Raw genomic sequence first — 24,145 nt, 5'->3', positions numbered from 1 at the left:
TCAGACTGGTATGATAAAGTGAATAATAGTCGAGTAACTGGAGGTAAAACAATGGTTCAAGAAAATACAGGATACGATGTAGCACAAAATCCATCGCTTCCTCAAAAAATCAAACACCCATTTTTTTCTGCTCAAAAAGAAGAAGATGCTTACGAGGTTACTGTATCCCTCACTGATGAATTAACTTATGAATTTGTTCAATTTAATATTCATTATAATACTGCCGAGACAAAAACGATTTATAAAGGCAATGAACTGAGACCACATACATATCATTTTCGTCTTCCTTTAGAAGACCTTTTTAATGAAAACGCTGATGTTGTTGCTAAAGAAACTTTCAGCATTTATTTTACGTTACGTGTCAAAGAGAATGATGATTGGATTGAACAAGATTATCCTTTATCACTAGATCTATTTGACCAGTTTGATGCTTTTGGGTTAAGCCAGACAATCTATCAAAAGCAGATTGTGATTCCTTACTTTACTGAAAAAGAAGAAATCTTTAGTCTTGCTTTAAATGTGCCTGTTCCTAATAGCCAGTATTTTTCAGAACACACATTAAATGTATTTAAATTGTCGAATAGTGAATTCTCTTTGAAAGGTAAATTATCTTTAAAAGCATTTACCTTAAATCAAATCGGCATCACACTTGTTGCTAATCGTTCTGGAAAAGAATACTTTTTCTCCACAAACCATACGCTGAACGAGCAAGAAACCGAAACTCATTTAAATCATTACGATTACAACTTCACTTTAGATGTGCAGAGATTTGCCCGCAATATGCTTATTGATAATATAGCTGACGAAGATTACGACGTTTATTTTGAATTGTATTTAAACGGCTTATACAACCCTATCAGTGTTCCTGTCACGACAAACGGCTTGAGTTTGCCAAGAAATTGTTTTAAGGATGTTGTTCTTTCTTATGGGAAATCTTCTTTTGTCTTGGGTTTAAATTTGAAAGGATCACAGCAGGCTATTTCTTTCGCATTTACAAAATATCAAAAAGAGATTTATGCTTACTATAAAGAGGCTGCCCCACTATCTATTTTGCGTTCGCCTCTTAACCAGCGGAAAAACATTTGGGTGATCGGCGAAAATCCAATGGAAGCTAATAATAATGGCTGGGCATTCTTCTGCTACCTTAGAGAACAGCATCCAGAACAACTTGTTTATTACGTTTTGGATACTCACTCTCCAGACTACGCTAAAGCCTATGCATATGATTCAGAGCATTTGTTGGAATTTAAATCTAAACGATACATCGATACGCTCTTAGCTGCTAAAGTGCTGTTTTTTACAGAAACACCTTACGAGTTGTACCCATCCAGAAGCCCAATGCAAATAAATCTTATTCGTGCTAAAAAGATTTTCTTGCAGAATAACGTTTTAGGATTGGAAAATGTCAGCGACACTTTAGGATACACTGCAAAAAACTTCCAAACTGATTTAGTTCTGGCCAGTTCAAAAACTGAAGAACGTTATTTGCAACAAACCTTAGGGTATCCTGAAAAAATGATTCGCTTGACTGGTTTGCCTCGCTTTGACGAACTTTTAAAAGAACCTGATTCTTTAGAAGTAGCTTCAAACTTAGTCATCTATCCTCATGACAGCAGCAATAGTTTGTATTATCAAAAGGATGCGGTCCATGAATTGGCTGAGGCTTTTCTTTCTTTAGTGAAACAACCTGAGTTCACATCCTTAGTAACGGAACATTACTTGACCACCATTGTCGCTCTTCCTCGCTCCATGCAAGATTACGCAGAGAAATTTGAGGAACTAGGCTGTACAGTAGTGGCTCAAAAACAAATCGATCCGTTACCATTATTAAGAACATGCAAAATATTCATTACCGATCACAATCCTCTCGCTTTTGATGCGAGTTTCTTGCAAGTACCGGTTTTATTTTATCAACCGGATTTGCGTTTCCAAAGAAACTCAACAGCTGTGTCCTTACGCAATACGTATTTAAATGAGCTGCCTGGAGAAATCGCAACTTCACAGAATAGTTTACTCTACTTGATGCATCAAGTTGCTGCTCAGCAATTTAAACAATCTCGAAAAAACCGTCAAAAAGCAGATGCCTTAATGCATTATCCAGATACAAAATCTTGTGACCGTGTATTTAAGGCTGTGACCGAATACCTGCAATAAATTTTCTTAAACTCATCAATAAAAACCGCTGAATAGACAACTATTTGGCGGTTTTTCTCTGTCCTTCAACTGCGGCTAAGGGGTGAGCTTATCTCCCTATTAGCTTTTTGATTCCGTTTTCTTCGTTTTATGCTATACTGAATTTGTGTGCAAATAGGAAGTTTATGAGGAGGATCAACAATGAAAGAAACGATTTATTTGGGTACTTATACTAAAGGAGATAGTAAAGGGATTTACAAAATCACTTTAGATACTGAAAATAAAACCTTGGAAGACTTAACACTGGTGGCTGAAGCAGGTCATCCCACTTATCTAACTTTATCTGATGACCGTTCATATTTATACGGCATCTTGAGAGAAGATGGCGGAAACGGGGTCGGGATGTTCAAAACTGCAGATGAAGGAACTTTTGAAAGAGTAGCAACTGCAACTGACGACACTGCATCACCTTGTTACGTTTCATATGATGCAGAACGTTCATTGGTTTACGCTGCACATTACGGCAACGGTACTTTATCTGTTTACAGCACATCCAAAGACGGCTCTATATCTCTTGCAGACAGAGTTCAGCATGAAGGTTCTGGTGTTCACGAAAACCAAGACGGTCCTCATGCTCATTTTATCGATCTAACACCAGATAAAAAATATGCTGTTGCGTGTGATCTAGGAACAGATGAGGTCTACACTTATTCAATCAGCGACCAAGGCACCTTAACAGAAGTCGGCCGCTATCACACAAAACCTGGTACTGGTCCACGTCACCTAGTTTTCTCTAAAGATGGTACTAAAGCTTATGTGCTTGGAGAATTGAGCAGTGAAGTGGTTGTACTGAATTACGACAGTTCAAACGGCTCTTTTGACCATATTCAAACTATTTCCAGCATTCCTGAAGATCGAGAAGAATTCAAATGGGGCGCAGCTATTCGTATGTCTAATGATGGCAAGTTTTTATATGTTTCTAATCGCGGACACGATTCTATAGCTGTTTTCAAAGTCTCTCCTACCGATGGTACACTTGAAGTAGTAGAATACGTTTCTACAGAAGGCAAAACTCCACGCGATTTTGACCTAGATCCAACCAATCAGTTTGTAGTTGTTGGGCATCAAGATTCAGATAACTTGACGTTATTTGAAAGAGACAGTGATAGTGGAAAATTAACGTTACTTGAAAAAGATGTTTACGCTCCTGAAGTTGTTGGCGTGACATTTGCATAATTATTAGTAAAAGCTGGTCCTTTTAGGATCAGCTTTTTACATTTTGTTGACTGTATTATTTTACTTCGAATTAATTTATCTCTATTTAAACTTATTTATTGTAAGTTAAATATTGGTATGTTATACTCGGTTCAGAGTTCAGTTCATTAAACAAATGTTTTTTTTGAAAGGAGACTTGATTTGATCACTGGTATTCATCATATATCTGCTTTTACTAAATCTGCTCAAATCAATCATCATTACTATACTGATGTATTAGGATTACGATTTGTAAAAAACACGGTCAACCAACAAAAGACTTCTATAAGACACTTATTTTACGGAGACTATAAAGCCACTCCTGGCACACAGCTGACTTTTTTCGAACTCAAAAAAGCTGGACAGACTTATTTAAGAGACAATTACTTCTCTACTGTCACAATGAATGTTCCAAAAGGCAGTTTGACGTTCTGGAAAAAGCGGCTAGAGAATAGTGATTTTCAGGTCACAGCTGTTTTTGACGAAGATAAACTTTTATTTACGGATCCAGATGGTCTTTTGCTTGCTTTAAAAGAAGCAGATGATATTCTACCTTTAGAGCGCCGCACTAATCATTCTTCGGTGCCGCAGGATAAACAAATTCTGCGTTTAAGTGAAATTGAATTGTTTGTCAAAGATCCAGAGGCAACATTAACCTTTTTGACAACTTTCTTAGGGCTGCAAAAATCAGAAAACCAAGTAAAAGATCCATTGGGTCGATTTGTGACGACAGTTAAGCAATCTACCAGCGCACATAAAACGCGTTTAGGTCGTGGTGGTATTGATCATATCGCTTATACGGTAGATTCAACAGAAAGTTTAGAGGCTTTGCATCAAAAGGCTTTAGAGATGGATGTACCTGTAGAAATGTATGTCAACAGAGATTATTTCAAGAGTTTATATGTACTAGAACCTAATGGCCTGCGTATTGAAATAGCTACGACAGGGCCCGGTTTCACAATAGATGAATCCCTTGAAGAGTTAGGAACATCCTTAGCTTTACCATCATTTTTAGAAAATAAACGAGCTGAAATAGAAGCTCAATTGGAGGATTTTTAATATGAAAGCATTTGACGGAATACATCACGTTACAGCTATTACAAGTAGTGCAGAAAAAAATTATGACTTCTTTACTAATGTGTTGGGAATGAGATTGGTGAAAAAAACAGTGAATCAAGATGATATTCAGACATATCACTTATTTTTCGCTGATGAAAAAGGAAGCCCTGGAACAGATATGACATTCTTCGATTTTCCTGGTATCCCTAAAGATTCTAAGGGTACAGACAGTATTTCTCGTACTTCACTGCGCGTTCCTAGTGATGAAGCTTTAGATTATTGGGTCAAACGATTCGACCACTACGAGATCAGACATGAAATGATCAAAGAAATGTTCGGAGTAAAAGTATTGTGGTTTGAAGACTTTGACGGTCAACAATACCAATTGATTTCTGATGAACACGATCATGGTGTCCCTTCTGGAACTCCATGGAGAAAAGGACCTGTTCCTAATGAGTACGGAATCACTGGTCTAGGACCTATCTTCTTCAGAGTCTCTAATTTTGACTACATGAAAGAAGTTCTGGAAAAAGTGATGTTTTTTAAAGAAATCGCCAAAGAAGGACAATACCATTTGTTTGAAGTTGGCGAATTCGGCGGTAACGGAGCACAAATCATTGTAGAACCAAGCACTATCCTACCTCGAGCTATCCAAGGATACGGCAGTGTTCATCATGTAGCTTTCCGTGTTAAAGATCGCGATATGTTAGACGAATGGACTGAGCGCATGCAAAGCTTCAATTTGCCAAACTCCGGCTACGTTGACCGCTTTTATTTCGAATCGACTTATACAAACATTTACCCAGGTATCTTATTTGAACTAGCTACTGATGAGCCTGGTTTTGTAGACGACGAAGAATCTTTGGAAATACTAGGTGAAACACTAGCCTTACCTCCAAAATTCAGAAACAACAGAGAAGAAATTGAAAAACTAGTCCGCCCAATCGACACAGTAAGAAGCACAAAAACCTACGAAAAAGAATACTTTAATTAAAGCATGTGGAGGTCGCTGCTCTGACTCGAAAGGAAAATCGATTCTATTTTTAGAGGATGTTCTTTGTCCTCAAAAAATAGAATGATTTTACCAAGAGTCAAGCGACCGTAACTGAACTAAAACATGTGGAGTGCCTCGCTTAGCTCTGACAGAAAATCGATTCTATTTTTAAAACTTAACGTGTATACTGATTGAACAAGGAAGTGATTAAATGATCCATTACAATGCAAATGATTTAACGAAACAACAACAATACAAAATGATCAGCGGGAGTATTGTCCCCCGACCTATTGCTTGGGTAACTACTCTGTCAAAAGACGGTTCTGTAGTCAATGCTGCCCCTTTCAGTTTCTTTAGTGCAGCTTCTAACGAATTGCCTTTGATCACGGTAGCGATTTTGAGAAAGTCTGGTCAAATCAAAGACAGTGCAAGAAACATCTTACATCGAAAAGAAGCCGTGATCCATATCGTGGATATGGAAGTTGTAGAAGACATGAACCAAACTTCTGCTCCTTTGCCTCCTGATAAGAGTGAAATCGATCGGACAAAGTTGACTTTAACAGATAGTAAGACAGTCAGCGTTCCTTCTATCCAAGAAGCAAAGATCCGCTTTGAAGGAAACTTGCATCAATACGTACCTATAACAGACGATGACGGATCAGTCGTATCAGACTTGTTTATTCTTCGTGTTACAGATTTCTATTTCGACGAAACGGTATTTGATAGTACTCAAGAATACATTTTAACGGAACAACTAAATCCTGTGGCTCGTTTAGCTGGAGCTAACTATGCTACTTTAAATGAAGAGTTCCAATTAGAAAGACCAACAGAATAAAAGAGGCGAAGACTTTAGTCTTCACCTCTTTTTTTGTTATTTTATTTGTTATTTTGCCGTTACAGAACCAATATCCCCTGCAGCTGTAACCGTTGATCCAGAGTCGATCATGTCGAATGATCCAACTTTGTCCATGTTCGTGAAGACAACAACCATAGCATTGTCTTTTTCTGCTGCAGCTAAAGCTTCTAGATCTACAGTAGAAATTTTAGTATCTTTAGTCACTTCTTGGCCTTCAGTTACCGTTGTTGTAAATGGTTTTCCTTCAAGTTCTACAGTGTCTAATCCCATGTGAACTAAAACTTCTACTCCATTGTCCATAGCGATTCCTACAGCATGTTTAGTAGGAAAAACACTCATTACTTTTCCGTCAACTGGAGAATAAATATCTCCGTCCGTTGGAATAACAGCAAATCCGTCTCCCATCATTTTTTGTGAGAATACTGGGTCAGCTACTTCGTCAATAGCTACTAATTTACCATTAACTGGTGAGTAAACTTTCCCCTCTTTTGTTTCTTGTGATGAATTCTTATCTTTACCTTTTAAGAAATCGAATAATCCCATCTAAATCCCTACCTTCTTATTTTATGCTGCATTGCTAATGCGCCAATTAACAATTGCTATACCTAATGATAACACAATTAATGCAATCTGGAGAATAATTATGCCTTTTTTATTTTTTGCTTTTATCGGTCTCTCTGTTAATTGCTCTTTTTCTGTCAACAGAGGATTTTCAACCAATTCGTTAAACGCTAAAAAGGAAAATATCGCGCCTACAAAATTCCCTAAAATTAATTGCTGCGCAATCGAAAATTTTAGTACGACATCTGAGATTCCGCCCTTTTTTCGTTCTGAAAACTCTGTTGCATATAAAATATATGCTCCTATCAGATTCATAGACAATACCAGAATATTGATAGTAGCTGTTAGATTTTCACTAAGTATCTCTTGGAAACTTTGATCAGCCCCAGCATTTAAGAGGAAAAACATTAAAAAGTAAAATACCGGCACTACGATCCAATACCCCATTAGTATATTGTAAAAACGTTTTTTTCTTTTCTCTGGAATAATTTCTTTTGTCTCGAACATCTTTACACACACCCGATCTTTCATCAATCGTCCATTGAAGTGCTTTCAACATAGAATAGTATACCAAAAAAACGTTTTCTTATCAATATTCTATTCAATCCAACTGGATAAAATTTCATTATTTCCCTTTCTGTTTGTGACCGTATCTTTATAAACCGAGTTATTTTTCTAAATTTATAGATTCCTTTATCAAAATTCGTTATACTTGTTTTTGTTATGCAAATTTTTGACTGGAAAGGAGTCGATCACTATTATTTTTGAAATTTTAAAAGCTGTATTCCTAGGCATTGTCGAAGGTATTACAGAGTGGCTGCCTATCAGTAGTACAGGCCACATGATCTTAGTAGATGAATTCATCAAATTAGATGTGTCTCCAGCATTTATGGAGATGTTCTTAGTCGTTATTCAATTAGGAGCCATCTTGGCTGTCGTTCTTATTTATTTTAATAAGTTGAATCCTTTTGCTCCTAGTAAGTCAACACAAGAGAAAAAAGATACGATGTCTATTTGGTACAAAGTCGTTATCGGGGTGATCCCGGCTGGGGTTACAGGAGTGCTTTTAGATGATTGGATAAATGAACACTTATTTAATTACCAAACGGTCGCTATCATGCTGATTGTTTATGGGATTTTGTTTATCATCATTGAAAACCGCAATAAGAACCGCAAAGCGACTACTGAAACATTCGCTGACTTGACTTACAAAACAGCCTTCTTGATCGGTGTATTCCAAGTTCTTTCTTTAGTGCCTGGTACTTCTCGTTCAGGAGCTACAATTTTAGGAGCAATCTTGTTAGGAACTTCTCGTTTCGTAGCAGCAGAATTCTCATTTTTTATGTCGATCCCGATCATGTTTGGAGCAAGCTTATTAAAACTTAAAGACTTCGGATTCAATTTTACCGGATCTGAAATTACTATCCTATTAACAGGTATGATCGTAGCTTTTGTAGTTTCCATCATTGCTATCAAATTCCTAATGAAATACATTAAGAACAACGATTTTAAAGCTTTCGGCTGGTATAGAATCGTGTTGGGAATCTTAGTATTAACTTATTTCATCTTTTTTTCCTAATTGAATAATGTAAAAAAACGGACTAAGATTTTTTCTTAGCCCGTTTTTTAATGTTTGTCGCTTTTTAATCGAAAAAAGCACGATACAGCGATTCAACTGCTTTATCTTCATCTTTTTGCTGGATTCCGAACATCACACTATTTTCAGAAGCGCCTTGATTGACCATATCAATATTGATATTTTGATCTTTAAAAGCTTTAGCGGCAGTCGCCATCGTACCGATCTGGTCTCTCATACCTTCCCCTACCAACATAATCAAGGCTACATCGCGTTCAATTTTTACATTTTCTACTTGTAGTTTTTCCTTCAATGTTGTGATCAAAGCTTCTTCTATACTGGGTGACACTTGTTCTTCTCTGAGTACTAAGGTCATGTTATCAATCCCGGATGGTGTGTGTTCATAACTCAAACCATACATTTCTAATAATTGAAGTACTTTACGTCCAAAACCGATTTCTCTGTTCATTAAGTATTTTTCAATATATATATTCATAAATCCGCTGGAACTGGCGATTCCAATAATTGGCGGATGTTCTTTAGTATGCTCTTTAGTAATGGTGGTGCCCGGTGCGTTAGGGTTATTCGTGTTTTTAATGACAACAGGAATCCCCTTTTTAAAAGCCGGCTCCAACGCTTCATCATGCAGTACAGAAAAACCCGCATATGATAATTCACGCATCTCACGGTACGTCAGTTCAGCTATGGCCATCGGGTTTTCGACCACCGATGGATTCGCTGCAAATATCGCATCTACATCTGTAAAGTTTTCGTACAAATCAGCATTTACACCGCTAGCTAAGATAGCTCCGGTAATATCTGAACCGCCTCTTGAAAAAGTACAAATGTCTCCCTCATGGGTATATCCAAAAAATCCTGGAAAAACAACGACTTCTTCCCGTTCACGTAATGTTATGAGTTTTTCATAACTATCGGGCAATAAGCGTGCATTATGAGGCTCGTTAGTGACCAATAGACCCGCTTCTTTAGGACTAACATAACTAGCTGGGATACCTATTTGATTGAAATAAGCAGCCACTAACTTTGCGTTGTTATCTTCACCGCTGGCTTTGAATGCATCTATGTAATAATCCGGATGAGACTTGTCTCCAGCTGCCAATTGATCTAAACGAGATTCGATTGCAACCATCACTTCTTCATTTAGGGAAAGTTCTTCAGCCATTTCTTGGTATCTTTGAACAATTTTGTTCATTTCTAATGAATAATCTTGATCCTGTAAAGATTTTTCAGCAAGGGAGATCAATAAGTCTGTGACTTTCTCGTCCTCTGAATACCTCTTACCTGGAGCCGATACGACGACGATTTTACGCTCGGTATCACTTTTAACGATTTGTCCTACTTTTCTGATTTGTTGGGCTGAAGCCAATGAACTTCCACCGAATTTAACGACCTTCATGTTATCACAACCTTTTTCTATTTTTTAAATTTCACACTGTTTAAGAAACTATTACGATTGTGTTTTTCTCTAAAAATACATCTAAAGTCTCTATATATTCCAGAAAAAAAGGACTATAATAAACAGGTAAATGAGAGAAATGGATTTGTTTATCATAGTACCATGAAACTACAAACCCTTTCTACTATTGAATGAATTATTTATTACAGTTAAAGGGGATTGTGTTGATGAGTCGGCGAAAAGCATTTACTTATTTATTGGGTGTTTCTTTTATTGCAGGAATTGCGCGTGAAACGCTGCGAAAAAAAAATCAAAAATCAACGTCTGTTGAAGATTCTTTGATCACAGGTTTTGTGGGTACCTGGTCTTTTGCTGATTCACTATCTTCTCAAAATAAAACGTTAATCATCGATGATCAAAGTCGATTGTTTATCAATAAAAAACCGGTCAAGGGCTCTGTAGCTCATTTAGACAAACAAAAGCTCGTCTTTATAGACCATTACGGATACGAATTAGTGTTTCGCTTAGTGAATAATGAGACATTAACTTTATTCGATTCTGCAGACGATAAAAAATATACTTTGACATTACTGTCTAATAATCCGCCTTCTTTTTTATAAAAATGCAAATTTTTTATTGCTCTTTTCTTCAAAATCAGTTTTAATTTAAAAGAGCTTATTAGATTAAAGGAGGTAACACACTATGGCCCGTTATAAAAATAATATTCCTTCTGTTATCACAGATTTAAGACATGATACAGTAGACGTTCCATCCGTTATTACTAAATGCAGCGGCATCAATATCAATGGGAGAAAATTAAAATCGTTTATTTTTACAACGGATATTTCTATTATTTGCAATACTGATGCAGATGCTGTTATTGCAGTATATCCTTTTACTCCTCACCCTGCCATTATCCAAGCTATTTCATCGGTAGCTTCTATACCTGTAATTGCTGGTGTAGGCGGAGGCCTCACACATGGAATTCGATCAGCAAATATTAGTTTGTTTGCTGAATCTCTAGGAGCCATTAGTGTTGTCGTGAATGCTCCAACTCCATTAGAGACCATTCAGCAAATCAATGATGTGATTGATATCCCAATCGTCATCACAATCGTCTCTGAATACACGGATATTCAAGAGAAATTAGATGCTGGGGTAGATATTCTTAACGTGAGTGGTGGTCCTAAAACTGCTGCTATCGTAAGAAGTATTCGTAAGACACATCCAAATATTCCTATCATAGCGACAGGCGGTCCTACTGACGAAAGTATTTTAGAAACGATTGAAGCCGGAGCCAATGCCATTACCTACAGTCCTCCTTCTAACGGTGAATTGTTCAAACGAAAAATGGATAAATACCGTAAGCAAGAAGAAAATAACTATATTGAAGAAGAAAACCAATAATCTTATAACATTAGTAAGTTGATTTATCAGCGAAGACTCTTTTATAAAGAGTCTTCGCTTTTTTGCTATTTCACTTAGAATAGTTGAAATGGATACATAATTCCTGTAGGATAAATATACTGCTAAAAAGTAAGTAAAAAGGAGAATTCAAATGAAAATAGATATCTGGTCAGATTTTGTTTGTCCGTTTTGTTATATTGGCAAAAGACACATTGAAGAAGCTACTAAAGGGATGGAAGACATCACTATTGAGTACCATAGTTTCCAGCTAGACCCTACAGCTCCAGAAAAATACGATGGGGCTATGAAAGAATATTTTGCAGAAAATAAAGGCATGAGTGCTGATCAAGCAGAATCCATGATTCAACAAGTTACCAGCATGGCAAACAATGCAGGATTGGATTTTCATTACGAAACCGTTCAACATGGAAATACCGTTAAACCGCATCGACTGTTCCAATACGCTAAAACGTTAAATAAAGGAAACGAATTTATGGAAGCGGCTAAAGAAGCTTACTTTATACGTGGACAATGGTTGAACGACAATGACACTTTATTGGAACTTGCAGAAAAAATCGGCTTGAATAAAGAAAAATCTGCAGAAGTGATCGAGTCGGCAGATTATTTAGACGCTATGAATGAAGATATCGTAACCGCACAACAAATTGGCGTACAAGGAGTTCCTTTCTTTGTCATTGATGGCAAATATGGAATCAGTGGAGCACAACCTGTAGAATCCTTCAAACAAATACTCACTGAAATTAAAACCAAAGCTGAATAATCTTACTAAAAACCCCGCATCCATTTCTCTGATTGAGAGCTGGCGCGGGGTTTTGTGTGTAGTTAAGATAATTCAATTTCAGGCATTTGCGAGTCTATTTTCCATATTTCATCCGCGTAACGCATAATGGTAAAGTCTGCTGAGAATGGTCCGGAATTCGCAATATTCCATAAAGATTTTCGATACCAAGCTTGTTTGTCTTGGTACAATTCATCGACTTCTCTTTGAACAGAAATATACTCTTCGAAATCTTTCAAAACAAAGTATTCATCATTGTATTGGACTAAAGAGTCAAAAATAACTCTTCCTTCTTCTTGGATGTCTGGTATCGTTCCATCAATCAACGTATTTAAAACTTTGATCAGTCTTGGATTGGATTCAAATATCTGGCGGGAAGAATATGTTCCATTTTCATAGTACTCATATACTTCTTGAGAAGTTAGTCCGAATAAGAAAATATTTTCCTCCCCAACGTAATTTCGAATCTCAACATTAGCTCCGTCTAAAGTTGCTACTGTCAGAGCACCGTTTGCCATCAATTTCATATTACTGGTTCCTGATGCTTCTTTACTGGCTAAGGAAATCTGCTCACTGACATCGGCTGCCGGGATGATCAATTCTGCTAATGTCACACCATAGTTTTCTACAAAAACCACTTTCAACTTATCTCCAACATCTGGGTCATTATTGACTAGTTCAGCGATTGCATTGATCAACTTGATGATTTGTTTAGCATACAAATAACTTGGAGCTGCTTTAGCTCCAAAAATAAAGACACGTGGTTGAATAGCTGCATTTGGGTTTTCTTTGATTTCTAAATATCTGGAAATGATATGCAAAGCATTTAGCAACTGGCGTTTATAAGCATGCAACCGTTTGATTTGAACATCAAAAATGGCATTGGGATCAATGGTAATATCCATTTTCTCTTTAACATAACGAGCAAACCGTTTTTTATTTCTTAATTTAACATCTTCCAACTGTTTCAACGTCTCATCCTCATTGACAAAGCCTTTTAATATGGTCAGTTCACTAGGTTTTTTCTTCCATGCTGTTCCAATTTTTTCATCAATTAGCTGTGTCAATTCTTCATTAGCTAGTTGCAGCCAACGACGTTGTGTAATCCCGTTTGTTTTGTTATTAAATCTTGTCGGATACATTTCATAAAAAGGCTTTAAAACTTCATTCTTTAAAATAGTAGTGTGCAATTGAGCAACACCATTTACACTATGGCTTCCAATAATTGCCATATGCGCCATATTGACTACACCTTCTCTGATTATGGCTGTTTGATAAGTCAACTCTTCACCATAGAGAGGTAATTTTTTTTCAATATGTCTTCTATTGATTTCTTCAATAATTTGATAAATACGTGGAACTTCAGCTTTCAGCATCTCAATCGGCCATTTTTCCATCGCTTCTTGCATGATCGTATGGTTCGTATAACTCATAACTTTCTTACAACTTTCCCACGCTTGTTCCCAGGTCAACTGTTCTTCATCAATCAGAATACGAATAAATTCTGGGATACATAATGCAGGATGAGTATCATTGATATGGATTGCTACTTTTTCTGCAATCATCGTCAGAGGCAGCTGTAATTTTTTATAATAGCGAACAATACTTTGGATTCCAGCAGAACATAAGAAGTATTCTTGTCTCAAACGTAAGATGCGCCCCTCATAATTAGAATCATCAGGATACAGCACTTCCGTTAACTGATTAACTTCTTGTTGAGCCGAAATACTTGAGTAATGCACATAGTCTTCTGGCGGAATTTCTGCGGACCACAAACGTAAATTATTAACCAGCTCATTTTGATAACCAATCATCGCCGTATCGTAAGGAACAGCTAAAATTGTTCGCGTATTTTCATAGACCGGTATAAGTCTTCCTTTTTGTTCTGCCATATAAACTTGTCCTCCAAAACGGACATTGACAGCCTTGTTTTCTTTTCGTACTTCCCAAACATTTCCATTTCTCAACCAATTATCTGGAACTTCTACTTGATGACCATCGATAAACCTCTGTTGAAACAGCCCATACCGATAACGAATCCCGCTTCCAGATCCCGGTATACCCAAAGAAGCGATAGAGTCCATAAAGCAAGAAGCCAAACGACCTAAACCGCCATTCCCCAAAGCAGGATCTTCCTCCGCTTGTACGATAGAGTGAAAGTCTAATCCAATATCTTCTATACCTTCTCTGACAACATCTAAAATCCCTAAATTAAGTAAATTGCTTTTCAACATGCGCCCAGGTAAAAATTCCATGGAGAAATAATACAATTGTTTTACTTGTTTTTTTTCGTATTCCGTCTTAGTTCGACTCCAATGTTCACCGGCGAAACTTTTGACATAAGCTCCAAGTGCATTATACAACTGGAACGGAGAAGCTTCTTCCACACTTAAGCCGTACATCCCTTTTACGACTCTTTCATAATCTTTTCTAAATTCTTCTACTTGCAATGTCATTTGATATCCCCCTTAAAAGGTTAAAAGAAACTAGTGTTGCAGTCGTTTATGTTTTTAGCATTGAGGATAAGACAAGAGGCTAAACCATCATTTGGTCTAGCCTGTTATCTTATTATTTCTTTTTAATTAATCGATTATGATTCAGTGATTTGACGATAACAGTCCAAATAGATTCGACTAGACTTTTCCCAGCTGAAATCTTTTTGCATTGCTTGTCGGACTAATTTTTTCCACTGTTTAGGATATTCATAGTAAGTATTTAACGCGCGATCTATCGTCTCCAACATGATCTGGCTGGAATAGCCTGAAAAACTAAATCCAGTTCCCTCACCAGTATACGCATTGTAAGGATCAACAGTATCTTTTAACCCACCAGTTTCATGCACGATCGGCAATGTTCCGTAGCGCAGTGAATTCAATTGCGATAATCCGCATGGTTCAAAGGCAGACGGCATGATAAACATGTCGCTTCCTGCATAAATGAGCTGAGCCAATTCAACATCAAAATCAATGATGGCTTTAAATTTTTCTGGATATGCCCAGTTGTAGTGTTTACAAGCGTCTTCCAGGTGGCTTTCTCCGGTTCCTAATATAATGATTTGAAGCTCACGGTTCATTAACTCTTCCATTTTTTCTATCAGCAAATGAACTCCTTTTTGTTCTGTGAGTCTGCTGACCATAGCCACAACAGGAATTTCCTCGTTCACAGGCAGCCCAACTTTTTCTTGCAAGACTGTTTTATTGATCAGCTTGCCGCTTGGATCCTCGATAGAAAAATGCTCTGCTACATGTTCATCTGCTTCAGGATCAAACACGTCATAGTCGATACCGTTCAAAATCCCTTTGATCTTATAATTGTTGTCTCTTAAAACGCCATCCAAGCCCATTCCAAATTCATCCGTTTGGATTTCATCAGCATAAGTTGGACTGACGGTTGTGACGATATCTGAATAGTAGATTCCGCCCTTTAAGAAATTGACGTTGCCATAAAATTCAAGACCATTCATATGAAAAGCATTGTACCCTATATCAAACCAGTCAGATAACACCAATTGATCAAAGATACCTTGGAACTGCATATTGTGAATCGTCAACATGGTTTTTATGGATTGATACTTTTCGATCCAGCCGTATTTATCTTTTAACAATACAGGAATCATTGCCGTATGGTAATCGTTGACATGCAAGACATCAGGAATAAAATCTATTTTCTCCAGCATTTCAATAACCGCTTGAGAAAAGAACGCAAACCGTTCGCCATCATCGTCAAACCCATAGATCCCAGGTCGATCAAAATAATAGAGATTATCGATGAAATAGTAAACTACACCATCGTTTTCTAATTTTTTGATTCCGCAAAATTGGTTGCGCCAGCCGACTTTCACTTCAAATTGACACACATCTTCCAGTTGATCTTTGTACTTTTGCGGTAAAGAAGTGTAGAAAGGCAGCACGACTCGAATATCTACGCCTTGTTTTTTCAGTACCTTTGGCAATGCGCCTGCTACATCTCCTAAACCGCCTGTTTTATAAAAAGGAGCACATTCTGCTGAAGCAAATAAAACTTTCATTTTTATGCTCCTTTCATTTCATTCACTACACTGCCTTTTTCTACTACTAGTGGTTGTTCAGGAGTACCTATCAATCTTACTCCAGGAGCTATAGTCACGTTCTTGTCTAAAATAACGTATTCCAAATGAGCTCCCTCGCCAATTTTACACCCTTGCATGACAATGGAATCTTTAACTACAGCGTTTTCCGCTACTTTTACTTTTCTAAAAACAATTGTATTGACCACTTCTCCGGCAATAAAACAATCTGTAGCAATTTGAACATTTGATACTTTGCTTTCTGGAGCATAAAATGTAGGAGCCCCATTTCTAGCACGCGTAATAACCGGCAAATTGCGGAAGAATAATGAGTTGTAATTATCTTCATCCAACATATCCATATTAGCTTGATAGTAACTTAAAATACTATCAATATATTTCAAATAGCCTGTATATTCGAACCCAACTACTTTATTTCCTTTTTCTAAAGCCAGACCAACCATTAGACCCCAGCTGTGTCTTTCTTGTCTTTCCTCTAACAAATCTAAATAGTCTAAGAATTTTTCCGATCTTAAAATCGTAATACCGGTTTGGATTGCCAGTTTTTCAGTACCTTTATCCATTTGTTCTGCTACTGGAAACAACCCAGTTATCACAGCTGTATCAGATTCAATTGAATAACATTTCAAGTCTGAATCGACAGGGATTTCTGCTGATGGAATGTTCTTATACACTACTGTAATATCTGCATCATGTTCTTGATGGTAGCGAAGTACAGAATGAAGGTTGATATTGCACAACATCTTGCTTCCGCCAATAACTACATATTCAGCTAAAGATTTCTTTACATAGTTTCTTTGATCTTCATAATAGGTAAGATTATTTCCCTCACGTGCTGCAGTCTCTTTTAAATCTAATTGGGAATGAGTGAATACTCCTCCTCCAATAGTAGAGTCCAGCCCCCATTCGTAACCACTTCGAATGTGATCATATAATGAATGACCGCTTCCTGAAATGAATAAAGATGCGGAAGTTGCTTCAGCATTATGCAAAGCCGTAAACGGAAAATCAATCAATCTATATCTGCTCGCAAAAGGTAAAGCAGCTATCGGTCTCTTTTTTGTTAGGGGATGCAGTTTGCTTCCATCTTCAACTAAATTTAATATGGCACAAAAACTATTTCTCATCATCTTTAAGTCCTCCTATCTCCTCAGAATAACCTAAAACAGCAATATCTTTCTCTTTACCAATCAATTCAGCTCCATCATGCAATTTCGCATTTTCGCCTACAATAGCATGTTCGATCGTTACATTTTCACCAATCGTCACGTTAGACATGATAAAACTGTCTTTGACTACCGAACCTTTTCCTACTTTTACATTATGAGACAGAATGGAATGATTAATTTCGCCTGCGACATAGCAGCCGTCTACAATCATAGAGTTCGTTACTTTAGAATCTTTAGTCAAGAACTGCGGCGGAGAATCTGGGTTTTTAGAATAGATGCGCCAGTTCTCATCCCGAATATTCAAGGCGTGATCCGGATCAAGAAACTCCATGTTTGCTTGCCATAGACTTTCGATCGTTCCTACATCTTTCCAATAATCTCTAAAGGCATAGGCATAAATATCTTCGCTGTTCCGTAAGTAAGCTGGAATAACATGCATACCAAAGTCTTCCATAGTCCGGTTTTTAGCTTGGTTGTCTATTAAATATTGTTTCAAACGCGGCCAGTCAAAGATGTAGATCCCCATTGAAGCTAAATTACTTTTTGGATTTTCTGGTTTTTCTTGAAATTCAATGATTCTTCCAGATTTATCCGTATTCATTAATCCGAAACGAGAAGCTTCTTCCCATTCTACTGGGATAACTCCAACTGTTAGAGCAGCTTTCTTTTCTTTATGGAAATCCAGCATTTTTTGATAATCCATTTTATAAATATGATCTCCGGAAAGTACCAGCAAATATTCTGGTTCGTATCGATCAATAAATCCAATATTTTGGTAAATAGCGTGTGCTGTTCCTTTGAACCATTTTTCTCCATCCACATTAGTGTATGGTTGTAAGATAGTAGCACCGCCATCATGTGTGTTCAGTCCCCAAGAATCACCATTTCCAACATGAGCGTTCAGCTCTAAGGGTTGGTATTGAGTGACAACCCCAACACTTTTGATTCCTGAATTTGCACAGTTACTTAATGCAAAGTCAATAATTCGGTATTTTCCACCGAATGGTACCGCAGGCTTAGCAATTTCTTTGGTTAATTTTCCTAGACGTGACCCTTGGCCTCCAGCTAAGATCATAGCAACGATTTCTTTTTTCATCTGTATACGGAAGTTAAACTACACTTAACTTCCTCTACCCTCCCTCGGTAATATAGTAACTGTAATGTATTCCAAATCAAAATGATTTGCTGTAAAAAATGAATATTTATTCTTTTGGCACTTTAAAGACTCTTTTTGGCTTTAAAATCACTACACTCAATGCAGGAACAATCAAATTCAAAGAGTATTCTTGTTGGTTCCAAGCTTTCTTCTCGGTTTTCAGCACTCCTTGACCTTTTGTCCAAGTGCCGCCTAATGCTTCCATCTCAGTGTTTAAAATTTCTTCATATTGGCCTTCAAATGGAACTCCTACTCGATAATTATGCCGTTCTATTGGAACAAAATTGCATATAACAATCAAAAAATCTCTTGGTTTTTTTCCTTTACGAATGAATGTCATGATCGATTCTTCTGCGTTATCAGCATCTAAGATTTGGATTCCTCTTGGATCATGATCTAATTCCCATAATGCCCTATGCTCTTTATAGAATTGATTTAATGTACGCGTAAAGTCCAAGTGTTTTTGATTCATTGGGTCCGTTAAGTTCTCCCATTCAAGAGAGTCATCAAACTTCCATTCCAAAAATTGTCCAAATTCATTTCCCATAAAGCCTAATTTTTTCCCAGGATGAACCATACGGTATGCTTCTAAAACCCGCAGTCCGGCAAATTGATTGTATCGATCGCCAGGCATTTTATGCATCAACGATTTTTTACCATGAACCACTTCATCATGAGAAAAAGGAAGCAAATAATTTTCATTAAACATATACATAAATGAAAAAGTTAATAAATTGAAGTGATTTTTGCGGTGTATTGGATCCATTTCGAAGAATCTTAAGGTGTCATTCATCCAACCCATATTCCATTTGTAATTAAAACCTAATCCACCTTCATCAATAGAACCTGTTACTTTTTCCCAAGCTGTACTTTCTTCTGCGATCATTAACGTATCTGGGTGTCGTTCAAATACAATGTTGTTTAACTTTTGTATAAAACTTACGCCTTCTCGATTGTGGTTGCTTCCGTCTTCGTTAGGCGTCCACTCTCCTTCGTCGTAATCTAAATAGAGCATATTAGAGACAGCATCTACTCTTAAACCATCTAAATGGAACTGTTCTATCCAGAAAAGAGCATTAGAAATTAAAAAACTGTGTACTTGCGGCTTTCCTAAGTCAAAGTTTAAAGTCCCCCAACGGTAATTTTGAGCTTTATGGTAATCTTTGTATTCGTACTGCGGAGTACCATCAAAATACGCCATACCATAATCGTTCTTGTTGTAATGACTGGGCACCCAGTCCATTACAACACCAATATTGGCTAGATGAGCAGCTTCAACAAAATCCTGCATCTCTTCTATCGTTCCAAATTTAGAAGAAAAAGCAAAATACCCAGTAGCTTGATATCCCCATGAAGCATCTAAAGGATGTTCCATCAACGGTAAAAACTCAATATGTGTGTACCCATTTTCTTTTACATACGGAATCAGCTCAGCTTGCAATTCTGGAATAGTGTACCAGCTTCCATCCGGATGACGATTCCAAGAGCTCATATGTACTTCGTAAATATTCAAAGGACGCTCATGAACAGGAAATCTTTTCTTATTTGCCATCCACAGTCCGTCACGCCATTTTTTTTGCGGCAATTCTTTGATCACAGAGGCTTCTTTGGGTCGCACTTCAAACTCCAATGCTTGAGGATCGATTTTTAATTTTACCGTACCATCTTGTTGTTCAATACGGTATTTGTAAGGTTGACCTTCTTTCGCCGTTTCACAAAAAACAGTCCACATCTCTGTGTCTTCTATTTTTTCCAATGGTTTTCCCATATTCCAATCTGTACAATCACTCACTAAGGAGACTGTCTTAGCATGAGGTGCCCAGACCGTAAACCGATACCCTTCATGCTCCTCATTTATTTCTTTATGACATCCCAATGAATAATAGCAATCATAGTACTTGCCCGTATTGAACAAGTAACTGTCTTTTTTAAACCTCATAAGGTCAAATTGATTTGTTGTATGATTTTCCATATTGACACCTCTTCCTTAATAACATTCGCATTTTAATCATATTATCATTTAAATACTATTTTTACATCTTTATTTTAATAATATGGTTGTTTTTTTCAATCCTGTTGCCTCTTCAACTATACCACTACCTTTTTTAAAATGCTTTTAAAGACACTTTTCAATGACCATAACTAAGTACAAGAATGTCTATCGTTATTTTTTGTTCAAGTGGATTCGATTTTTGTCTAAATAGTGTCTATTAGAATAATTTAATGGTAGAATAAAGGTAAGAACCCGTTTTCTCATAGTTTAATTGGAACCATCCATATTAAGAAAGATTTTCTTATGAAAGGAGGTATTTCTATGTTAGATATTGTACTTCTGTCGATTGGTTTTCTGGGATTAGTCATTGCGGCTTTAACTCCTCGTTCAACAATTGGCGGAGCAGTTTCGTTAGCCAGTTTTTCTGCTTATTTTTTCCTGAATGACCATGCTGAATGGTATACGATTATCATTTTTATTTTAGGCATTTCTTTATTGGTCTTTGAAGTGTTTATCCCTGATTTTGGAATAGCCGGTATTTTTGGTGTTTTGTTGATTCTCTTTGGTTTATATCAAACTGTAGGAGATCTGGCACAAGCCGTTCGCGATTTAAGTATTGCTTTTCTTTTATCCGTCGGTTTAGTGATTATCTTGGCTAAAAAAGGGTATTCTTTTGATAATTTCAGTAAATTAGTATTAACGAATAACTTGGATACCGCCAGAGGATATTCAAGCAACATTGATTATTCAACCTTGCTTGGAAAAAAAGGCAAAACACTTACTGCTTTAAGACCCACTGGAAAAGCGGTATTTGATGAAGTTTCATTAGATGTGTTGAGCCAAAATGAACGAATCGAAGAAAACGTGCTAATAGAAGTTATTAGAGTAGAAGGTTCAAAAATAGTCGTTAGGAGAGTGGTAGAAGATGAATGAAACAAGTAGTTGGATTGGTTTAGCGATAATCGCTATTATCGTTTTAGTAATCATCAGTCTATTCTTAAGATTTGTACCCGTAGGTTTATGGGTTACAGCGTATTTCTCAGGAGTAAAGATTGGTATTGGAACTCTAGTAGGAATGCGTTTGAGAAGAGTTATTCCTTCTCACATCGTGCGTCCTTTAATCAAAGCAACAAAAGCTGGTTTGGTGATCAACATTAACGATTTAGAAGCTCATTACTTAGCAGGTGGAGACATCAACCAAGTTATTGATGCTTTAATCGCCGCTGAGAGAGCAAATATCCCACTTAAATTTGAGCAAGCAGCTGCTATCGATTTAGCAGGTCGTAATGTGTTTGAAGCGGTACAAGTGAGTGTTAATCCTAAAGTTATCGAAACTCCTTTTATCGCCGCTGTTGCTAAAAATGGTATCGAAGTTCGTGTAAAAGCTAAGGTAACAGTTCGTGCAAACATTGAACGGTTAGTCGGTGGTGCCGGAGAAGATACTATTATTGCCCGTGTCGGTGAAGGGATTGTTACCACTGTTGGTAGTTCAATAAACCATAGTGCAGTTCTGGAAAATCCAGACGGCATTTCAAAAGTTATCTTAAATAAAGGCTTAGACTCTGGTACTGCTTTTGAGATTCTATCGATCGATATCGCGGATGTTGATGTCGGACGTAATATCGGTGCTCAATTGCAAACTGAACAAGCACAAGCAGACAAGAATATCGCCCAAGCTAAAGCAGAAGAAAGACGTTCAATGGCGATTGCAGAAGAACAAGAAATGCAAGCTGAAACTCAACGAATGCGTGCTCGTGTTGTAGAAGCCGAGTCTCAAGTTCCACTAGCTTTAGCAGATGCATTAAGATCTGGAAATCTTGGTGCTATGGATTATTACAACATGAAAAATATCAATGCAGATACAGATATGAGAAGTTCAATTTCAGAAAGTTCTAAGAGAGAAAGTGATGAATAATGGATGCTTTATTTTTCATTATTATGCTGGGTTTATTGGCGTATAGCGGTATTTTCATTTTTTTCTTTTTCATTCGTGCCCTATTTCCTAAAAATTCTGGGCAAAAAAGAAATCCCTACTCCTCTCCTAAAGCAAATACGAGCAACAGAAATCAACAACGAGCTGATCGAAGAGACGCTGCTCCACGAAATACGAGCAGATCTGTAACAGCTTCCGGTACTAACCGATCTTCTGGTACAGCTCAAAGCTGGAGAGAGTTGGCAGCTGAATTTAAAGACGCTATGAATGAATTGGACAATACAGGCTCTAAACAAAAAAGTCCTCAAAAAAGAAACACGACTCCTAAAACAGCTTCTCCTTCAAAAAGAAATACTGCTCACCGCAGTTATGAAGGCGGAAGTAGTACCGAGGGGCATATTGGTTATGAGGGTGCAGGCAGCACTGAAGGAAGATCAGGTTATGAAGGTTTAGGCAGTTTAGAGGGAACAGCCAGTTATGAAGGCACAGAGTTCCATACTCAAGGTCATTCGATGAAAAAGACTCCTGTTCCATCAAAAAAATCTTCCAGAGATGTATACTCTGATAAACAGCCGGCTTTAAAAACCAATTTGCAAAGAAATATTGTTCAAGCTGTGATTTATAAAGAAATACTTGATCAACCTAGAAGCAAACGTCCTATTAGATAAGGTTAGTTTGTGTTGATAGACTAAAAAACAGGTCCGGATTTCGGACCTGTTTTTTTTATGGACAACATTATTTAAGCGTAAAAGCTTTTCATCAACTTTTTTATTAATGGTATCAAAATAGGTGCCAATATTAGATAAAACACGCTATTGCCAACTGCGTGCAACGTATCAAATGGAAGTCCGGACAAATAATAAGCCCAAAAATTTTGAATACCGAAAAAGGGCGCTTGTACCGCGGAGATGATGAATCCATAAATGTATCCAGTTAAACCAGCATAAAAAACCATCCCAAAAAACGGCAATCGCTCAAATGATACATAGCGATTGATCAATCCTGTCAGAATGATGATAATTGAAAAAGAAGTTATTTGAGCAAGAGTCCATACTCCTAAACCCAAATTAATATTGGAAATCACTACGCTTAATAAAGAAACAATAAGACCATCTTTCATTCCCAATAACATCGTAATCAATAACAAAATAACTGTTACAGGTTGGACATTCGGCAAAAATTGAAATACTAGCCGACTGACATAACACAATGTTGTCAGCATACCCAGTAAAGCTATATGGTGGACTTTTCGGATTCTAAAAGGTTGATTAGTAGGCATTTAATGACCACTTCACTTCATCACCCTCTTCAAGAACGTAGTCGCTTGCTCCAACAGTCGGCTGCTCGTCATTCACTGTATATAACCAATACTTGCTTTCCTTTTCAACTTGTTCATGTCCTTCTATAGAACTTACTAGACCGCCGTCTTCCACTACCTCGTAGTTATCTTTCAAAGCTTCTAACACAGATTGTCCTTCTTGAACATCAGTTTCTTTAGCTAAATCTGCAAGTTCTTTTTCGTCTTCTTCAAATGAAAATGAAACGGATACCGTAGTTTCCACTACGCTTGATTCCGTCGAAGAAATAGGCTTTGAGTCTGCTTCCTGGCTGCTGCTTCCGCAAGCCGTTACTAAAAGAGCTGATGATGCTAAAAGAATTAATTTGATTGAATGGATCATTTCTATTCCTCCTGATAATAATTTTTTTGATTTTTGACATATAAAAAAGTTCTAATAAGGCAAAATGACGATAGCAGCCTATTAGAACTCAAA

At 37.1% G+C, this 24,145-nt stretch carries 22 protein-coding genes; 12 read left to right on the top strand and 10 right to left on the bottom strand.

Features of this window, described 5'->3' with window-relative positions:
• The first annotated feature begins 51 nt into the window (after window positions 1-51).
• The 5 genes from BM137_RS01560 (at window position 52) to BM137_RS01540 (ending at window position 6,275) form a co-directional block, all read left to right on the top strand.
• Window positions 52-2,154, top strand: coding sequence for a CDP-glycerol glycerophosphotransferase family protein (locus tag BM137_RS01560; RefSeq protein ID WP_092479389.1), 2,103 nt, complete (start codon window positions 52-54; stop codon window positions 2,152-2,154).
• Between the two features lie 180 nt (window positions 2,155-2,334).
• Window positions 2,335-3,369, top strand: coding sequence for a lactonase family protein (locus tag BM137_RS01555; RefSeq protein ID WP_092479388.1), 1,035 nt, complete (start codon window positions 2,335-2,337; stop codon window positions 3,367-3,369).
• A 180-nt stretch (window positions 3,370-3,549) separates the two neighbouring features.
• Window positions 3,550-4,446 carry a VOC family protein gene (locus tag BM137_RS01550; RefSeq protein ID WP_092479387.1) on the top strand — a complete coding sequence of 299 codons (897 nt, stop codon included), beginning with the start codon at window positions 3,550-3,552 and terminating at the stop codon, window positions 4,444-4,446.
• A 1-nt stretch (window position 4,447) separates the two neighbouring features.
• Window positions 4,448-5,440, top strand: coding sequence for a ring-cleaving dioxygenase (locus BM137_RS01545; protein WP_092479386.1), 993 nt, complete (start codon window positions 4,448-4,450; stop codon window positions 5,438-5,440).
• A 211-nt stretch (window positions 5,441-5,651) separates the two neighbouring features.
• Window positions 5,652-6,275: a flavin reductase family protein gene (locus BM137_RS01540; protein ID WP_092479385.1), complete on the top strand. Its 624-nt coding sequence runs from the start codon at window positions 5,652-5,654 to the stop codon at window positions 6,273-6,275.
• A 48-nt stretch (window positions 6,276-6,323) separates the two neighbouring features.
• Here BM137_RS01540 and BM137_RS01535 read toward each other — a convergent pair whose 3' ends face one another.
• Both BM137_RS01535 and BM137_RS01530 read right to left on the bottom strand, forming a co-directional pair.
• A complete protein-coding gene (locus BM137_RS01535; RefSeq protein WP_092479384.1) occupies window positions 6,324-6,839 on the bottom strand; it encodes a PTS sugar transporter subunit IIA in 516 nt (171 codons plus the stop codon).
• A 21-nt stretch (window positions 6,840-6,860) separates the two neighbouring features.
• Window positions 6,861-7,364, bottom strand: a complete 504-nt coding sequence (locus BM137_RS01530; protein WP_143084225.1) for a hypothetical protein — start codon at window positions 7,362-7,364, stop codon at window positions 6,861-6,863.
• Between the two features lie 226 nt (window positions 7,365-7,590).
• Here BM137_RS01530 and BM137_RS01525 point away from each other — a divergent pair, with 226 nt between their 5' ends.
• The gene (locus BM137_RS01525) at window positions 7,591-8,436 is read left to right on the top strand and encodes an undecaprenyl-diphosphate phosphatase (RefSeq protein WP_230523656.1); all 846 of its coding nucleotides are present in this window, start codon (window positions 7,591-7,593) and stop codon (window positions 8,434-8,436) included.
• A gap of 64 nt (window positions 8,437-8,500) precedes the next feature.
• Here the strand turns inward: BM137_RS01525 and BM137_RS01520 are convergent, their stop codons facing one another.
• Window positions 8,501-9,850, bottom strand: a complete 1,350-nt coding sequence (locus BM137_RS01520; protein ID WP_092479382.1) for an aspartate kinase — start codon at window positions 9,848-9,850, stop codon at window positions 8,501-8,503.
• Between the two features lie 227 nt (window positions 9,851-10,077).
• Here BM137_RS01520 and BM137_RS01515 point away from each other — a divergent pair, with 227 nt between their 5' ends.
• The 3 genes from BM137_RS01515 (at window position 10,078) to BM137_RS01505 (ending at window position 12,038) form a co-directional block, all read left to right on the top strand.
• Window positions 10,078-10,470: a DUF4828 domain-containing protein gene (locus BM137_RS01515; RefSeq protein WP_177192462.1), complete on the top strand. Its 393-nt coding sequence runs from the start codon at window positions 10,078-10,080 to the stop codon at window positions 10,468-10,470.
• A gap of 82 nt (window positions 10,471-10,552) precedes the next feature.
• Window positions 10,553-11,257: a beta/alpha barrel domain-containing protein gene (locus BM137_RS01510; protein WP_092479380.1), complete on the top strand. Its 705-nt coding sequence runs from the start codon at window positions 10,553-10,555 to the stop codon at window positions 11,255-11,257.
• 151 nt (window positions 11,258-11,408) lie between these two features.
• Window positions 11,409-12,038 (top strand): DsbA family oxidoreductase, encoded by a 630-nt coding sequence (locus BM137_RS01505; protein ID WP_092479379.1) that lies wholly within the window; start codon window positions 11,409-11,411, stop codon window positions 12,036-12,038.
• Window positions 12,039-12,100: 62 nt separating this feature from the next.
• Here the strand turns inward: BM137_RS01505 and BM137_RS01500 are convergent, their stop codons facing one another.
• The 5 genes from BM137_RS01500 to glgB form a co-directional block, all read right to left on the bottom strand.
• The gene (locus BM137_RS01500) at window positions 12,101-14,512 is read right to left on the bottom strand and encodes a glycogen/starch/alpha-glucan phosphorylase (protein ID WP_092479378.1); all 2,412 of its coding nucleotides are present in this window, start codon (window positions 14,510-14,512) and stop codon (window positions 12,101-12,103) included.
• A 134-nt stretch (window positions 14,513-14,646) separates the two neighbouring features.
• Entirely contained in the window at window positions 14,647-16,083 is a 1,437-nt protein-coding gene (gene glgA, locus BM137_RS01495) for a glycogen synthase GlgA (protein WP_092479377.1), read from the bottom strand.
• A gap of 2 nt (window positions 16,084-16,085) precedes the next feature.
• A complete protein-coding gene (glgD, locus tag BM137_RS01490) occupies window positions 16,086-17,252 on the bottom strand; it encodes a glucose-1-phosphate adenylyltransferase subunit GlgD (protein WP_092479376.1) in 1,167 nt (388 codons plus the stop codon).
• Window positions 17,239-18,387 carry a glucose-1-phosphate adenylyltransferase gene (locus BM137_RS01485; RefSeq protein ID WP_092479375.1) on the bottom strand — a complete coding sequence of 383 codons (1,149 nt, stop codon included), beginning with the start codon at window positions 18,385-18,387 and terminating at the stop codon, window positions 17,239-17,241. The genes glgD and BM137_RS01485 overlap by 14 nt, the downstream gene beginning before the upstream one ends.
• A gap of 106 nt (window positions 18,388-18,493) precedes the next feature.
• A complete protein-coding gene (gene glgB / locus BM137_RS01480; protein ID WP_092479374.1) occupies window positions 18,494-20,419 on the bottom strand; it encodes a 1,4-alpha-glucan branching protein GlgB in 1,926 nt (641 codons plus the stop codon).
• A 342-nt stretch (window positions 20,420-20,761) separates the two neighbouring features.
• Between glgB and BM137_RS01475 the strand changes: the two genes are divergently transcribed.
• From BM137_RS01475 to BM137_RS01465, 3 genes are read left to right on the top strand one after another with little or no spacing between them, the layout of a single operon-like run.
• On the top strand, window positions 20,762-21,373 hold the full coding sequence (locus BM137_RS01475) for an NfeD family protein (protein WP_092479373.1): 612 nt from the start codon (window positions 20,762-20,764) through the stop codon (window positions 21,371-21,373).
• The gene (gene floA, locus BM137_RS01470; protein WP_092479372.1) at window positions 21,366-22,355 is read left to right on the top strand and encodes a flotillin-like protein FloA; all 990 of its coding nucleotides are present in this window, start codon (window positions 21,366-21,368) and stop codon (window positions 22,353-22,355) included. Before BM137_RS01475 ends, floA begins: the two co-directional genes overlap by 8 nt.
• Window positions 22,355-23,041, top strand: a complete 687-nt coding sequence (locus tag BM137_RS01465) for a hypothetical protein (protein WP_092479371.1) — start codon at window positions 22,355-22,357, stop codon at window positions 23,039-23,041. Before floA ends, BM137_RS01465 begins: the two co-directional genes overlap by 1 nt.
• A gap of 71 nt (window positions 23,042-23,112) precedes the next feature.
• Here BM137_RS01465 and BM137_RS01460 read toward each other — a convergent pair whose 3' ends face one another.
• Both BM137_RS01460 and BM137_RS01455 read right to left on the bottom strand, forming a co-directional pair.
• Window positions 23,113-23,652, bottom strand: coding sequence for an ECF transporter S component (locus BM137_RS01460; RefSeq protein ID WP_092479370.1), 540 nt, complete (start codon window positions 23,650-23,652; stop codon window positions 23,113-23,115).
• Window positions 23,642-24,052, bottom strand: a complete 411-nt coding sequence (locus tag BM137_RS01455) for a DUF4430 domain-containing protein (protein ID WP_092479369.1) — start codon at window positions 24,050-24,052, stop codon at window positions 23,642-23,644. The genes BM137_RS01460 and BM137_RS01455 overlap by 11 nt, the downstream gene beginning before the upstream one ends.
• Window positions 24,053-24,145 lie beyond the last annotated feature (93 nt).

This window comes from Desemzia incerta (genome assembly GCF_900115825.1).
Classification (GTDB): domain Bacteria; phylum Bacillota; class Bacilli; order Lactobacillales; family Carnobacteriaceae; genus Desemzia; species Desemzia incerta.
This window is presented reverse-complemented; position numbering and strand designations above follow the sequence as displayed.

What these genes read in the sequence shown, in the direction of transcription:
- BM137_RS01560 (WP_092479389.1), top strand. Translation starts at nt 52, where the DNA reads ATGGTTCAAGAAAATACAGGATACGATGTAGCACAAAATCCATCGCTT.
- BM137_RS01555 (WP_092479388.1), top strand. Translation starts at nt 2,335, where the DNA reads ATGAAAGAAACGATTTATTTGGGTACTTATACTAAAGGAGATAGTAAA.
- BM137_RS01545 (WP_092479386.1), top strand. Translation starts at nt 4,448, where the DNA reads ATGAAAGCATTTGACGGAATACATCACGTTACAGCTATTACAAGTAGT.
- BM137_RS01540 (WP_092479385.1), top strand. Translation starts at nt 5,652, where the DNA reads ATGATCCATTACAATGCAAATGATTTAACGAAACAACAACAATACAAA.
- BM137_RS01535 (WP_092479384.1), bottom strand. Translation starts at nt 6,839, where the DNA reads ATGGGATTATTCGATTTCTTAAAAGGTAAAGATAAGAATTCATCACAA.
- BM137_RS01530 (WP_143084225.1), bottom strand. Translation starts at nt 7,364, where the DNA reads ATGTTCGAGACAAAAGAAATTATTCCAGAGAAAAGAAAAAAACGTTTT.
- BM137_RS01520 (WP_092479382.1), bottom strand. Translation starts at nt 9,850, where the DNA reads ATGAAGGTCGTTAAATTCGGTGGAAGTTCATTGGCTTCAGCCCAACAA.
- BM137_RS01515 (WP_177192462.1), top strand. Translation starts at nt 10,078, where the DNA reads ATGAGTCGGCGAAAAGCATTTACTTATTTATTGGGTGTTTCTTTTATT.
- BM137_RS01510 (WP_092479380.1), top strand. Translation starts at nt 10,553, where the DNA reads ATGGCCCGTTATAAAAATAATATTCCTTCTGTTATCACAGATTTAAGA.
- BM137_RS01505 (WP_092479379.1), top strand. Translation starts at nt 11,409, where the DNA reads ATGAAAATAGATATCTGGTCAGATTTTGTTTGTCCGTTTTGTTATATT.
- BM137_RS01500 (WP_092479378.1), bottom strand. Translation starts at nt 14,512, where the DNA reads ATGACATTGCAAGTAGAAGAATTTAGAAAAGATTATGAAAGAGTCGTA.
- glgA (WP_092479377.1), bottom strand. Translation starts at nt 16,083, where the DNA reads ATGAAAGTTTTATTTGCTTCAGCAGAATGTGCTCCTTTTTATAAAACA.
- glgD (WP_092479376.1), bottom strand. Translation starts at nt 17,252, where the DNA reads ATGATGAGAAATAGTTTTTGTGCCATATTAAATTTAGTTGAAGATGGA.
- BM137_RS01485 (WP_092479375.1), bottom strand. Translation starts at nt 18,387, where the DNA reads ATGAAAAAAGAAATCGTTGCTATGATCTTAGCTGGAGGCCAAGGGTCA.
- glgB (WP_092479374.1), bottom strand. Translation starts at nt 20,419, where the DNA reads ATGGAAAATCATACAACAAATCAATTTGACCTTATGAGGTTTAAAAAA.
- BM137_RS01475 (WP_092479373.1), top strand. Translation starts at nt 20,762, where the DNA reads ATGTTAGATATTGTACTTCTGTCGATTGGTTTTCTGGGATTAGTCATT.
- floA (WP_092479372.1), top strand. Translation starts at nt 21,366, where the DNA reads ATGAATGAAACAAGTAGTTGGATTGGTTTAGCGATAATCGCTATTATC.
- BM137_RS01465 (WP_092479371.1), top strand. Translation starts at nt 22,355, where the DNA reads ATGGATGCTTTATTTTTCATTATTATGCTGGGTTTATTGGCGTATAGC.
- BM137_RS01460 (WP_092479370.1), bottom strand. Translation starts at nt 23,652, where the DNA reads ATGCCTACTAATCAACCTTTTAGAATCCGAAAAGTCCACCATATAGCT.
- BM137_RS01455 (WP_092479369.1), bottom strand. Translation starts at nt 24,052, where the DNA reads ATGATCCATTCAATCAAATTAATTCTTTTAGCATCATCAGCTCTTTTA.